Raw genomic sequence first — 12,270 nt, 5'->3', positions numbered from 1 at the left:
TCCTCCCAATGTATCGTGACGAGAATTGATCTCCTGTTGTCCAAGATATCGCCCGCGGCCGGTTTTGTACTCACCAAATCTCCCTGCGCCCAGTGCGGCGCTGCTCCTTGAAGGCAAAAAGCGCTTTCGAGTGCGGCCATGCCGAAAACGGACCGAACGCTTTCGACCCGTTCTCGGTCACAGCCCAGCAGGTTTGTGCCCATGCCGAGCCATACGGTCGAAGGCATCGCGCACCACCTCTAGATACGGGAGCCCGGCCTCGTGTGATGCTTAGCTTTTGACGTCGCGATCGAACAGCCTGATACCCAATCGACCTCGAGCGCGCCTTCACCTGATGCTCACCGCGCCCTGCGTCACGGACTGCTCTTCCGCCGCCCCCGAAGCGCTCAGGGATGGCTGCGTATCTCCTGGGCGATCGCAGCAAGCTTCGCGCATGTTGCCAAGGGCGGGCCTTGATTGCGGTCACCTCATGGCGGAGGAAGCGCCGACGACTCAGCGAAGGAACTGCTACAGTTTCTCGCAAGGGCCGAAGCACAATCAACCGTTTCCCTTTAGCCTCGGTCCATCTCCGTGGCTACAAATGTCTACGGAAAACTGCGGCTTCAGTTTGCGCCAGCGTTGGGTGCCGGCTCCTCAGTGAAGATTGCGTCGGTTGTCCGTCCAATGGAGATCAACTCTTAGTATCCCCGGCGCGTCCTGTCGGGTCGACAGCCTCTGCCACGGCTTCTTTCTTGGCTCTTGGAAGCACGGTCATCAGGAGGATGAATGCAGAGAGGATGAGGCAGACCGCATTGGTGATGATGATGGGCCATTCGTCTTTCATCAGGCCGAAGGTCAGCCATAGCGCGAAACCCAAGACAGTCAGCACGTACATCGGCGCCGAGATACTGTTAGTGTCGCGCGTTCTGATGATTTTCCAGGCCTGCGGCGTAAAGCTGGTCATCGAACATATGGCTGCGAGATATCCGACGATCGTGACAATTTCCATCGAAAGTCCAATCTTAGGAACGTCCGGCTCAGAGCTTATTCGCCTGCGCTAGGCTCGAAGCGCGGACGACGCCGTGCTGCCTTCCCAACGTGAGCGTGGAATCCGTGCTCTGCGCTTGAGACACACCCGAAATCTGTTGGTCGCCGGTGTCGTATGTCGTGGTCCTCGATGACCGGGGACGTTTTAGGGGAAACACGGCGTAGCGCAGATCATTCTGAGATCCGTCAGATGAAGGATCACCAAGCTCCTGGAGCCACCATGACCCGGCGTGACGAGTGGCCCCGGAGCGATAGCTGACGGCGCGATCATCAGCCCGGTCCTGCGGGGGTGCTCGCAGGTGCCTCGACAGTTCACCCGCAATGGCATTGAGCTTTGCTTTAAGGCTGTCGTTGAACATGTCGCCGACCATGGTCATGCCGGAAGACCATTGCGACGTCCCGCCGAAGTCGGCATGGCTGAAGTGGGCCATGGTTCCGCCACCGCGGCGCAAGGCTTGAAAGACCGCCCTCACTGCCTCGTCGGAAACGCGTGCAAGCCTGGCGGTTAAATCAGCGTCTTCCCCGGCGCTTGCCATCGAATGTTCACCTCAGCGACAAAACTGCACTCGGCGGTCTTGGTTCCAGAGGGTGGGGTGGCCGCTCTCGAAAGGGCGCAATACTCCGGCGCAGTCTTTCCCAAAAGAGGAACTGGGCCGCTGTCACAAGGAACTTAAGGGTGAGGCCGGCATTGAGAGTGTTCTGAAGTCAGGTTTCTCCAACAGGAATATTAGCATGGCCAAGACCGCTAGACAGTCGTCGGGCAAGCCCGCGACGATCCATGATCAAAAGCTGACGCGCGGTAACGGAGGGGAGCTTCACCAGGTCGCGGAAGGGGATACCGATACCGGCATCCTGACTACCGCGCAAGGCGGTCCGGTGGCTGATGACCAGAACACATTGAAGATCGGCGAGCGCGGACCGGCGCTCATCGAAGACTTCCATTTCCGGGAGAAAATCTTCCACTTCGACCACGAGCGAATTCCCGAGCGCGTGGTCCATGCGAGAGGCTATGGCGCCCACGGCTTTTTCGAGACCTACGAGTCGCTGGCTGCCTACACGCGCGCCGACATCTTTCAGCGCGCCGGAGAAAAGACGCCGGTTTTCGTGCGCTTCTCCACTGTCGCCGGATCGAAAGGTTCGTTCGATCTCGCGCGCGACGTTCGCGGGTTCGCGGTCAAATTCTATACGCAGGAGGGCAATTGGGATTTGGTTGGCAACAACATTCCGGTGTTCTTCATCCAAGACGCTATCAAGTTTCCGGATGTCATCCATTCCGTGAAGCCGGAGCCCGATCGCGCCTTTCCGCAGGCCCAGTCGGCCCATGACAATTTCTGGGACTTCATAAGCCTCACGCCGGAATCGATGCACATGATCATGTGGGTCATGTCCGATCGTGCCATCCCGCGCTCCTTCCGGTTCATGCAGGGCTTTGGGGTCCACACCTTCAGGTTGGTCAATGCGAAGGACGAATCCACCTTCGTCAAATTTATCTGGAAGCCAAAGCTCGGCATGCAGTCGGTGGTTTGGAACGAAGCCGTCAAGATCAACGGCGCCGACCCGGATTTCCACCGGCGCGACCTGTGGAATGCGATCCAGTCCGGTGATTTCCCGGAATGGGAGCTCAACCTTCAGCTATTCGACCAGGAGTTTGCCGACAGTTTTGACTTTGACGTTCTCGACCCGACCAAGATCATTCCGGAGGAAATCCTGCGTCCGATTCCGGTCGGTCGCCTAGTGCTCGACCGTATGCCCGATAATTTCTTCGCTGAGACCGAGCAGGTCGCGTTCATGACGCAGAACGTGCCGCCGGGCATCGACTTCTCCAACGACCCCCTACTACAGGGCCGCAACTTCTCCTATCTCGATACACAACTCAAGCGGCTGGGCAGTCCGAACTTCACGCACATTCCAATCAACGCGCCCAAATGCCCGTTCCATCATTTCCAGCAGGACGGCCACATGGCCATGCGCAACCCGGTTGGACGCGTGAACTACCAGCCGAACTCGTTTGGCGAAGGACCGCGCGAATCTCCCGAGCGCGGGTTCAGGTCGTTCGCCGACGCGGAACAAGGCCAGAAAGTCCGACTTCGTGCCGAGAGCTTCGCAGACCACTACAGCCAGGCGCGCCAGTTCTTCAACAGCCAGACCGCCCCGGAGCAGCGCCACATCGCCATGGCCCTGACCTTCGAGCTCAGCAAGGTGGAAACGGTGGCCATCCGCGAGCGCATGGTCGCGCATCTTCTCAACATCGATGAGGGACTCGCCGAAACCGTTGCCGATAAACTCGGCATGAAGGAACTACCCCAGCCGGCGGACGCCGCTGTTGCGCCCCGCGACGATCTCGAACCGTCGCCGGCGCTCAGCATCATCGAGAACGGGCCGGAGAGTTTCGCCGGCCGCAAGGTCGGAGTGCTCGTCGGTCCCGGCGCCGACGCCTCGCTGCTGAAGAAGTTGCAGTCGGCGATCGAGAAAGAAGGCGCCGTCATGGAGATTGTCGCGCCAAAAGTCGGCGGCGTCGAAGCCGACGACGGAAGCTGGATAGCGGCGAAGCACATGATCGACGGCGGGCCTTCAGTCCTGTTCGACGCTGTTGCGCTCATCCTCTCTGAAGAGGGAGCTGAGCGCTTGACGGGTGAGGCTGCTGCGCGGGATTTCGTTGCCGACGCTTTCGCCCACTGCAAGTTCATCGCTTTCACTTCGGGGAGCATCCCGTTGTTGCAGAGGGCCGGTGTCGATCCGCAAGCCGACGAGGGCCTGATTGGGCTCGATGATCCGAAGGCTGTCGCCAAGTTCATCGGATCCTGCCGCAAGCTTCGGCTCTGGAGCCGCGAAATGGCGGTCAAGGTATAGCAGGCTCGACACATCCAAAAAGGAGTTCCGCAGTGCAAATTGTTCGAACCGATGTCTCGCGCGCGACCTCGCCAACCGGAGAGCCCATCCTGCGTGTTGTCTTTTATGGTGAAGGCGGAGACTGCGTCACGGTCGACATGGCGAGTGTCGAAGCTGGCAACGACGACGCGGCTCTCGATCGGGCCCGGGCTATCTTGGTGCAGATAGCCACTTTCGGCATTGCGGCCAAGGACTAGGACGCAGCGGCAACTTCGATGAGGTTGCCGTTACCGCGGCGAGCAATGGCAACGGCGATGTCTACATCTTCGAGTGCCGTGACGGTGATGGCAGTTGGCAGGTTCCGCCGTCGAGAATGCCGAGCTACGAGGCCGCCCAGGAAGGGGCTATTCGTTGTGCGATCGACCTCCTTATGGATCTCGAGCCGGGTACGGACCTTTGACCGGCTGGCTCGTGCCCATTCGGGATGAAGGCGGCAACCTCCTTTGCGCCATCAACGTGCAAGCTTTGGTTGTGACTGCGGGTTTGGCGGCGTGAGCAGGCTTATGGATCTCATCTAGGCCGTAGACTCATAAGCGCGGAGCCACAGGCGCATTGAGGCGAGCTGGATCATGGCGAGGAAGTTGGCGGCGAGCTTGTCGGAGCGGGTCGCGACGCGGCGGAAGTGCTTCAGCTTGGAGAAGAAGCGCTCAATAAGGTTGCGCTCGCGGTAGAGCCGCTTGCTGAAGCAGGGCTTCCAGCGCCGGTTGCTCTTCGGCGGGATGTTGGGCGTCGCGCCCTGCTCCTGGATCAGTTCGCGGATGCAATCGGCGTCATAGGCTTTGTCGGCCAGCACGATGGTGCGCGGGCCAAGATGATCGAGCAACAGGTCAATGACCTGCCCATCCGGTCAGGCCGAGCCGGATCGGGAGGCCCTGCGCGTCGACGACGACGTGAATCTTGGTCGTGAGCCCGCCGCGTGATCGACCGAGACAGTGATCTGGACCCCCCTTTTTGCCGTCGCTGCCTGCTGGTGGGCGCGAACGGAGGTGCTGTCGATCATCTCGATGGCGCCGTCGTGGGCGTCGGTGATGGCGTCCATCAGCCGGTCCCACACGCCTGCCTTCCGCCATCGCACGAAGCGGTTGTAGCAGGTGGTGCGCGGGCCATAGCGCTCGGGCAGGTCCCGCCATGGTGCGCCCGATCGCAGCACCCAGAAGATGCCGTTCAGCACGCGCCGGTCATCGACGCGCGGTACGCCTCTGGACTTGTTGGGCAGCAGCGGCTCGATCACACGCCACTCGACGTCGGTCAGATCATATCGGCTCATGCGAACGCTGAATCACAATTTGGCTCGCTTTAAAAGCGGCCTATCGGTGAACATCCAGCTTGCGAACATTCGTCGCGTTGGCCAAGTTTGCGAGGAGGAGCAGCTATGATCGATGTCTACGAAAGCGCGACTGACGACCTAGGACGGTTCGGGGCCGTATTCGAAAGAGATGACGAAACAGCATACTTCTATTTGCTCGACATGAGAAAGCAGGAAGGCAAACGGATCGTCTCCGCTTTCAATGCCAAAGCTGTGACCGACTTGCCTGCTGACACGCCCGTTTCGATCCGGTGGAGCTCATCTGCGGCCGCAGTCGGGCTGTTCGTTGACGGCGTATTGTCAGCCATCTTTGATCTGCGCACAGCTGATCCGATAGGCCGCTGGGCCGATCTCGAGGATAGTTCCCTTTTCGCGGTGCATTGAACCAGAGCCCTCCGGGGCCGGCCGTCTCCCGTTTTATGAGTTCACGACCTAGTTTCCCAAGCGAGTGCTTTGGATCGAAGCGAAAACTTCTGCCCACACGCGCGTTGTACGAACGCGCGCAAAAACTGGGTAGCGGCCGTGAAAACATGCTTTGGGCACACAGGCCTGACGATCGCTTTGCTAGGACTGTTCCTATTTAGCGCGCTGGGCATGAGCTGGTCGGGTCGTACCAGCCTACAATGAAGAGCACGGCTCTACAGCGATCGGCCTGCTGGCTCGCCAGCGGAGATTTTCTTTCGACGCTGTTCGACAACTGGGATCGAATGCCTGCAATGTCGGCCTACGTGATGCTCAGTGCGATACCGTTTCAACGCGGCTCGGCCGAATCTCGCGATCCTACGATCCAGACCGGCCCGACGAGGAATTACGGGCTATCCATCCGAGGCGGAACCCGTTGTGGTTTTTATTCCTGGTCGCTGGGCATAGCGCTGGCCGTGCTGTTCGTGATCTCCTTCGCCCTGCACGGGTGGTCAAGCCTCGGCGCGGCGAACTAGGCGCCTGGCCACAGTGGGAGGTCCAGCTACCTTATGGATGCCAACCTCTGGTTTGAATCTTTCCAACGACAGCGGTGCTGGTCCTCTCGTCGATTTTTCTACGGCACAAAGGCTCGCCGGAATCGAAGCCTGCTGGGCGCGGCAAACGCCAAGACGGGGGCGTAAGCGTCGCCTCACCGGGGTACGCTAATCGTCCGAGATCAGCCGATAGTGAAAACAGTCCCGCAGGTGGTCATCGAAGAATCGGCCTTCGCGAAGGCGTTTCGGAATGCGGTGTAGATCTCCACAGGAACACCCTCGTAGTCATAGCGCTTGCCGCTCGCAAGGAACCACACGGAGAAAACCTCGCTCTCGGGATCGTATTCGCTCTTGCGGATCGACCTCGAAGGCATGGAGTCGAACCCTAGACGAGCGCCATCGGCATGTAGCGGATGATAACCTTGTCCTGCCGAAATCTTCGTTCGAGTTCCGCGCGGCGGTCGTGCCAGTCCGCCAGATCGATTTCCTCCGTCATCACCTCGAAGATAATGATGTCGTCTCTTTCAGATTCCGCGCCTTGCCGCCACAGGCCCTCTGCAGGCGCCTGAAGATAAGCCGTAACGCCTTTAAATCGGCTCGCCAGTTCCTCCTTGATCCGATCGAAATCTTCCCGCGGAAAGGGCTGGCCGCCGTTGTCGGCTCGGGGAAGCAGGATCTGAATAAGATGCATACGGGCCACTCGCTGAATGGCAGTCAACGCTTACGAAGTCGAGGCGTTCCTTTGTGCAAGAGGGAGGCTTCGCTCAGCTATTCACTGAGGCAAGGGCGCTACGCCTACCGCATCAGGCGCGCCGCGCAGAGCATCCTCGATCTTCTTACAGCTCGAGCCTGCGCCTCCTTGCAAGTCATTTAAAGCAGGTTTCGCAGGCTTGGCCGGCGCCGGTTCCTTAGACGCTGCCCGAAGGTGAATGTTGATGGCATCGTGTCAACGCCTGGCTTAGCTGACCTTGGCGAAGCGGACCTAACCCTCGCTCACCTTCTCGCGTCTTCGGCATCGCCGAGACCCCAGAACCGGCTATCTCCTGGGTTGAAGAGATACCTACGTCGAGCATATAATGTCCGGCAGTGCCGAGGCCGTCCCCCATGGTGTACCGTGGCCCATGCCTGCAATCAGATCTTCACTTCTCCAGCTTCGTCAGCCCAGACCTGCGTGCTTCGTCCGCGCTCGCTCGTTGGATGGGTCGGCGCTCTGTCGAGTTTTGTGCACGCCGCGCCACTGCGCGGCGATGGACTCCGCGTTAATTGGCGCCACGGTGTGATCGGCGGAGCTCTGCCGGATCGTAATCACTGCCCAGAGGCATTCCGGACAAGCCGCTGCAAAACGGGAGCTGCCGCCATTCGAACCAGCCGAAGAATACCAGGTGCCCGCATGGTGGCATAAAAGCCGTCCGGAGGGAGCTGGCGGGCCAAGCGTTCGGCTGCTGCATTTACCGGTTCGGACGATCCTCTGCGATAACGTTGTAGAGCACACAGCACGCCAACAACGCGACGACGCCGCGTAAGAGATCACTGGCCGTCAAACCAGAAAAATAGACGAATTCAAACGCTGACACGGTCGGCCCTCTACCTTGCGAAATCCACCAAGATAGAACCGATAAGGAACTATGATGTTCCATGCGTCATTTCGGGACCAGATGCTGGCACCGGTCTTGCACCGAAGAGATCGCCGGTACTCCTCCACCGGTCCTGATGGGGATCAGGACTAAACTTTGCGAGGCTAGAGGATTTGGGGTTTCTCGCTCGCCGATCTTACGTTCAACTGATGCGATGACGCCATACCGCGAGCGGGACCGCTACGGCGCGTTCGCCGTTCAGCTTGCTCATCAATGCCGCCTTTAGCCTCGCCATTGGCCTGGGGGTCTCTGTAGGCCGTACCCGCCTTACCACGCTTATTTTGGTATTCCAGGTAACGTACCGAAGGGGTATTTGCACTGTTTCTAATATAAACCCATGATGATAAGCCCGCCGGGAGGATCTCCGGCATGACTCGGCTGCCGTAAGGTCCCTCCAAACCCTCCGTGGCAGCCGGGTCGCCTCTTCGGAACGGCCAAGCCAGGTTCGAGTTTGGGGATAAGGTCGACAAGACCGGCCCGTGGCTCAAGCCGGAGGCCTTTTTCGCGCTAGAGCCTGGCGGCAAACACTACGTGTGGACCGAAGACGAAGGGGATTCATTGACGTTCAGGTCAGCGCCCCTGGTGGCATCACGCTCGCAAGCCCGGCTGACGCTCCGAAGAAGAAGTAAGAATCGCGCAGAGTGCGCCAGCACGTACTCGGGCGCCGGCGCCACCATTTCTCCCGGATGAACTCGACGCCGGCCGCTGCCCGGCAGCTTTAGGCTACCGGGCCTTTTTAATAGATCTGGCCAAAATCTCGTCAGTAGTCGCTGCCTTGCACGACAACGCGATGATGGTGGCGGTGATGACGGGAGGTTTTGACGACCACGGCGGTGGTGGAGTGGCGATAATGGCGTCTGCCGTGATCGTAGAAAGCGACCCTGCCGTGGTGGCGGTGATGGAGGCGGTGCCCATCTTTGATAACGATCGCGGTACCGTGGTGATGATGCCTGTGATGCGTCCCGACGACGACATCAGCTTCGGCAGCGGATGCAACAGCCGGAGCGGCGATGCAGAACGCCAGGGCGGCGAAGAGCATGGTTTTCATTGCGAAGATCCCTGTTTGGTTTAATTGCCCCTTCGCGCCGTTAACTTCCTGCCGGCGGACTTTGTTCCGGAGCCACCCCAGTGATTCAGGACATGGTGAATGTTTTGCAGTTTCGGCGACATTTCTGAGTCAGCCAGCGCTTTCGGTGCCCGTTTTATTGCGCGGTCATGGGGAGGGTGAGCGTCCGAGCTTGAACCCTCTCCAGGCACTGAACCGGGATGTCGGGCCAAGTCCCCCTGGCGCATTGCGTCTCTGTAACGCCCACAGCGGCCTCGCCTTGCAAGCTGGCCGCTTGCGTGGCCGAAGATCCCAGAAGGAATGTTTGCGTTAGGAGCGCCGAGAAGGCGGCAACTTGAAGGAGCACGGCGGCAAAGGCAATTTTCTTGAGCATGCGAGAGAACGCTGTTGATGCCGGCCGGTTCCGTACGTTCGGGTCGGTCAAACATTCAGCGAGAGGAACACACATTCCCCGCGCGGCGATTTCTTCATTCTGAGGCCCACCATGTCCAAAACCATTACTGATGCGATTCGCAACCGAGTGACGTTTTACATCACGTGCGGTCTTCCCATTTGCAATCATTCGCTCCAGATCGACCTGGAGGCGCTAGGCGCCCGCCTGGGGCTCGACCATGCGCCATGCATGGTGTTCCGCTGCGGTCAGTGCAAGGAGGTGGGAGGGGCCCGCGGCCGGTATTCTTCACCTGCATCCCAGGCCCGCTTCTCCGCCAGAGAGCGGGCCCACGCAATTGGCAATCCAGGTCTGCGCGAGCCGCCCGGCCGAGCACCGCCGCGCACGACTATGCGCTCAGCGTCGTGCCGACGAATCCACCGCAAACCTTGTACCGCTTCGCTGTGTTTGGCGATTACGGCTACACCGACGTCTCCGGCGAGAAGGCCATTTCGGCGATGGTCCATGCCGAAACGTCGATTTCATTCTCACGGTCGGCGACAACGTGTACGCGCTGCAGCTGCTGGATGCTGCAGTCGGCCAGCAATACCAGACTACATCGGCAACTAGCAGGGCGCGTATGGGAGCGGCAGCAGCATCAAGCCGCTTCTTTTGCACCGGGAGTCGGCGAGACGGCCGCCGGACTTTCAGGAAAATTTCCAGGCAGCGCCCTTGATATTGCCTGTGGTCGGTTTTGTACTCACCAAATCGCGTCCTGAGCCCAGAGCGGAGCTGCTCCTTGAAGTAAAAGGCGGCTTTCATGCGCGGCCATGCCGAGGCGGACCGTTCGCTTTCGGCCCAAAATCCGGTCCTTTCATAGCATCGGGTGAACAGCAGGTTTGCGCCACAGCGGCCTCTTAAATCGGCGTTGGCCCGAATTGCTGCTTCCGGCCGGTACCGGATGCTCGGCCGCTAGGCGTTCGCGATTTGGAAGTACTACCATGGAGCGAGCGTCTTGAGGCGACGTAGGTCATCAGCGGCCTCGGCCAAGAGCCAGTCGCGGAATGTCGTGACTTTGGGCAGCATCGACGTCGCCTTGGGACAGACGATCCAGTAGGTCTTGGACAATCGCAGAGCCGTGGCGAACGGCCTGACAAGGCGCCCGTTGATGAGATCCCACGCCGCAAGGGTGGTGCGGGCGAGTGCAACGCCCTGGCCGTCGACAGCGGCGTCTATAACCATGCTGGCGCGGTTCAAGACCGGTCCGTGGGAAAGTTCGGCATCGACCACGCCAGCGGCCTTGAGCCATTGCGACCAGTCCTTTCGGTCATCAAGATGCAGCAACGGAAATTTCAGCACATCGGACGGCTCGCGCATCCGCCTGGTGCAGTCTGGGACTGCAGACCGCGAACAGTTCCTCGGAGCACAGGTGGACAACGTCATGCCCCACCCAGTTCCCATCGCCATGCCGCACCGCAAGATCGACATCCTCTCTGGCGAAGTCGACGTGATGCATGGTTGCGGAAATCCTGAGATCGATGGCTGGATGCGTCTCCGCAAACCGGCCAAGGCGGTTGACCAACCATTTGGCGGCAAAGTCGGGCGACGTGCTGACCGTCAGCGCTCCGGCCCGTGATAGATGCTGGATGCGCTGCGTGCCGAGACTTATACGGTCAAAGGCATCGCGCACCACCTCCAGATAGGAGAGCCCGGCCCGTGTGATGCTCAGCTTTTGACGTTCGCGATCGAACAGCCTGATGCCCAATTCGAGCTCGAGCGCCTTCACCTGATGGCTCACCGCGCCCTGGGTCACGGACAGCTCTTCCGCAGCCCTGGTGAAGCTCTCATGGCGTGCCGCCGCCTCGAAGGCTTTGAGGGCATTTAGCGATGGCAACCGGCGAGCCAATTTCGCACCACGTCATGAGAAAAATTGGGCTAGCACGAGAAACCATGCTTTGCACACGCCAGTAGATTGAGGCATTCCAGCGCCAGAGGTCAATATGGATGCGGCGAAAGGATGAGAAATGTTCAATCACCCGCTGACCGAAGCGCGGAGGCCTTCGTCGTCACTGCCGACATATGTCCGTCACATCGCCAACAATGTGACAGGAGCGATTGTGATGGTATCGCGCTGGATCCAACTCCACTGCCAACGCGAACAATTGGCCGAGCTCGAAGACCATCAGCTTGCAGACCTGGGTCTTACTCGTACTCAGGTTCGGAACGAATGTGCAAAATGGCCTTGGCAGGCCTAACGCCAGAGGGCGGTATGAGTGATGGCGGTCTCGGTCGACGCGTGGCCGCGGCGCCCACATGGCGATGATAGATAATAATATCACCTAGTTATGAGTGTTCGTGTGCAAAGAAAGATTGCACACGAAAGTTCTGCTTCTCTTCCATTTTCGTTCTTGCGAGGGGGTAGCCGAGAGATATTTCGAAGCGGATTTTTACGCCGGCGCTCGCCGGCAACCCGACGGTCTACGCCAGCGCATTAACGCTCCTCGGACATGGTGCCGACATGCCTGAAGTCGACAGCTGACGCGGGCCGGGTGTGACGCATACCTTGTGAGCCGATGATCGCAGACCGTTGGATGGGCGCGGCCGCGACATTTGCCTTCGACTGACGGTTGATGAGCTAGTTAGCCGCCTGACTTCGGCACCAGAAGCGGAATAATGCGGTCGCTTTTCGCGACGGCTGGCCGTCCCGCTGACCCGTAAGGAATGCCGAGCGCGTCCCAGGTCTCGACCAGCGCGTCCTGCAGTTCGGCGATCAGCGCATCCGAATGGAACGGCGTCGGTGTGATGCGCAGCCGCTCGGTGCCGCGCGGCACCGTCGGGTAGTTGATCGGCTGGATGTAGATGCCGTGCACGCCGAGCAGGCGGTCGCTGGCCATCTTGCAGAGCTCCGGATCGCCAACCAGCAGCGGCACGATGTGGGTTGGCGACTCCATTACCGGCAGGCCGGCGGCGGACAGGATCTGCTTGGTTCGGCTCGCCTGCTGCTGCTGGGCATCGCGCTCGGC

General features: G+C 59.8%; 12 protein-coding genes and 2 pseudogenes. 6 read left to right on the top strand and 8 right to left on the bottom strand.

Translation table 11 applies throughout. The features are described 5' to 3' along the window. The 3 genes from O7A60_RS31250 to O7A60_RS31240 form a co-directional block, all read right to left on the bottom strand. On the bottom strand, positions 1-227 hold a 227-nt coding region (locus tag O7A60_RS31250; protein WP_337109508.1), incomplete at its 3' end, for a hypothetical protein. A gap of 443 nt (positions 228-670) precedes the next feature. Then, the gene (locus O7A60_RS31245; RefSeq protein ID WP_027146084.1) at positions 671-988 is read right to left on the bottom strand and encodes a SemiSWEET family sugar transporter; all 318 of its coding nucleotides are present in this window, start codon (positions 986-988) and stop codon (positions 671-673) included. 28 nt (positions 989-1,016) lie between these two features. Next, entirely contained in the window at positions 1,017-1,562 is a 546-nt protein-coding gene (locus O7A60_RS31240; protein ID WP_337109507.1) for a hypothetical protein, read from the bottom strand. 196 nt (positions 1,563-1,758) lie between these two features. Here O7A60_RS31240 and katE point away from each other — a divergent pair, with 196 nt between their 5' ends. Both katE and O7A60_RS31230 read left to right on the top strand, forming a co-directional pair. Further along, a complete protein-coding gene (katE, locus tag O7A60_RS31235) occupies positions 1,759-3,876 on the top strand; it encodes a catalase (RefSeq protein ID WP_337109506.1) in 2,118 nt (705 codons plus the stop codon). Positions 3,877-3,908: 32 nt separating this feature from the next. Further along, positions 3,909-4,112 carry a hypothetical protein gene (locus tag O7A60_RS31230; protein ID WP_337109505.1) on the top strand — a complete coding sequence of 68 codons (204 nt, stop codon included), beginning with the start codon at positions 3,909-3,911 and terminating at the stop codon, positions 4,110-4,112. Positions 4,113-4,429: 317 nt separating this feature from the next. On the opposite strand, the pseudogene O7A60_RS31225 reads toward O7A60_RS31230, so the two are convergent. Further along, positions 4,430-5,182, bottom strand: a pseudogene (locus O7A60_RS31225) (IS5 family transposase). A gap of 105 nt (positions 5,183-5,287) precedes the next feature. On the opposite strand from O7A60_RS31225, the gene O7A60_RS31220 reads away from it, so the two are divergent. Next, the gene (locus O7A60_RS31220) at positions 5,288-5,605 is read left to right on the top strand and encodes a DUF2251 domain-containing protein (RefSeq protein ID WP_337109504.1); all 318 of its coding nucleotides are present in this window, start codon (positions 5,288-5,290) and stop codon (positions 5,603-5,605) included. 239 nt (positions 5,606-5,844) lie between these two features. After that, positions 5,845-6,159 (top strand): DUF6766 family protein, encoded by a 315-nt coding sequence (locus tag O7A60_RS31215; protein ID WP_337109503.1) that lies wholly within the window; start codon positions 5,845-5,847, stop codon positions 6,157-6,159. Positions 6,160-6,359: 200 nt separating this feature from the next. On the opposite strand, the gene O7A60_RS31210 is transcribed toward O7A60_RS31215, so the two are convergent. Both O7A60_RS31210 and O7A60_RS31205 read right to left on the bottom strand, forming a co-directional pair. Next, positions 6,360-6,551, bottom strand: coding sequence for a KTSC domain-containing protein (locus tag O7A60_RS31210; protein WP_337109502.1), 192 nt, complete (start codon positions 6,549-6,551; stop codon positions 6,360-6,362). A gap of 11 nt (positions 6,552-6,562) precedes the next feature. Next, on the bottom strand, positions 6,563-6,895 hold the full coding sequence (locus O7A60_RS31205) for a hypothetical protein (protein ID WP_337109501.1): 333 nt from the start codon (positions 6,893-6,895) through the stop codon (positions 6,563-6,565). A gap of 1,706 nt (positions 6,896-8,601) precedes the next feature. Here O7A60_RS31205 and O7A60_RS31200 point away from each other — a divergent pair. Beyond that, complete coding sequence (locus O7A60_RS31200) at positions 8,602-8,883, top strand: hypothetical protein (RefSeq protein WP_337109500.1); 282 nt, start codon at positions 8,602-8,604, stop codon at positions 8,881-8,883. A gap of 1,360 nt (positions 8,884-10,243) precedes the next feature. Here O7A60_RS31200 and O7A60_RS31195 read toward each other — a convergent pair. Next, a pseudogene (locus O7A60_RS31195) lies at positions 10,244-11,141 on the bottom strand (transcriptional regulator GcvA). 130 nt (positions 11,142-11,271) lie between these two features. On the opposite strand from O7A60_RS31195, the gene O7A60_RS31190 reads away from it, so the two are divergent. Beyond that, a complete protein-coding gene (locus O7A60_RS31190) occupies positions 11,272-11,502 on the top strand; it encodes a DUF1127 domain-containing protein (RefSeq protein WP_337109499.1) in 231 nt (76 codons plus the stop codon). A gap of 384 nt (positions 11,503-11,886) precedes the next feature. Here O7A60_RS31190 and O7A60_RS31185 read toward each other — a convergent pair. Then, positions 11,887-12,270: aminotransferase class I/II-fold pyridoxal phosphate-dependent enzyme (locus O7A60_RS31185; RefSeq protein WP_337109498.1), on the bottom strand; the 384-nt coding region annotated here is incomplete at its 5' end.

Origin of the sequence: Mesorhizobium salmacidum (SeqCode), from assembly GCF_037179605.1 — a bacterium.
In the GTDB taxonomy this organism is placed as follows: domain Bacteria; phylum Pseudomonadota; class Alphaproteobacteria; order Rhizobiales; family Rhizobiaceae; genus Mesorhizobium; species Mesorhizobium salmacidum.
The sequence above is the reverse complement of the archived record's forward strand: the minus strand, read 5'-3'. Positions and strand labels throughout refer to the sequence as shown.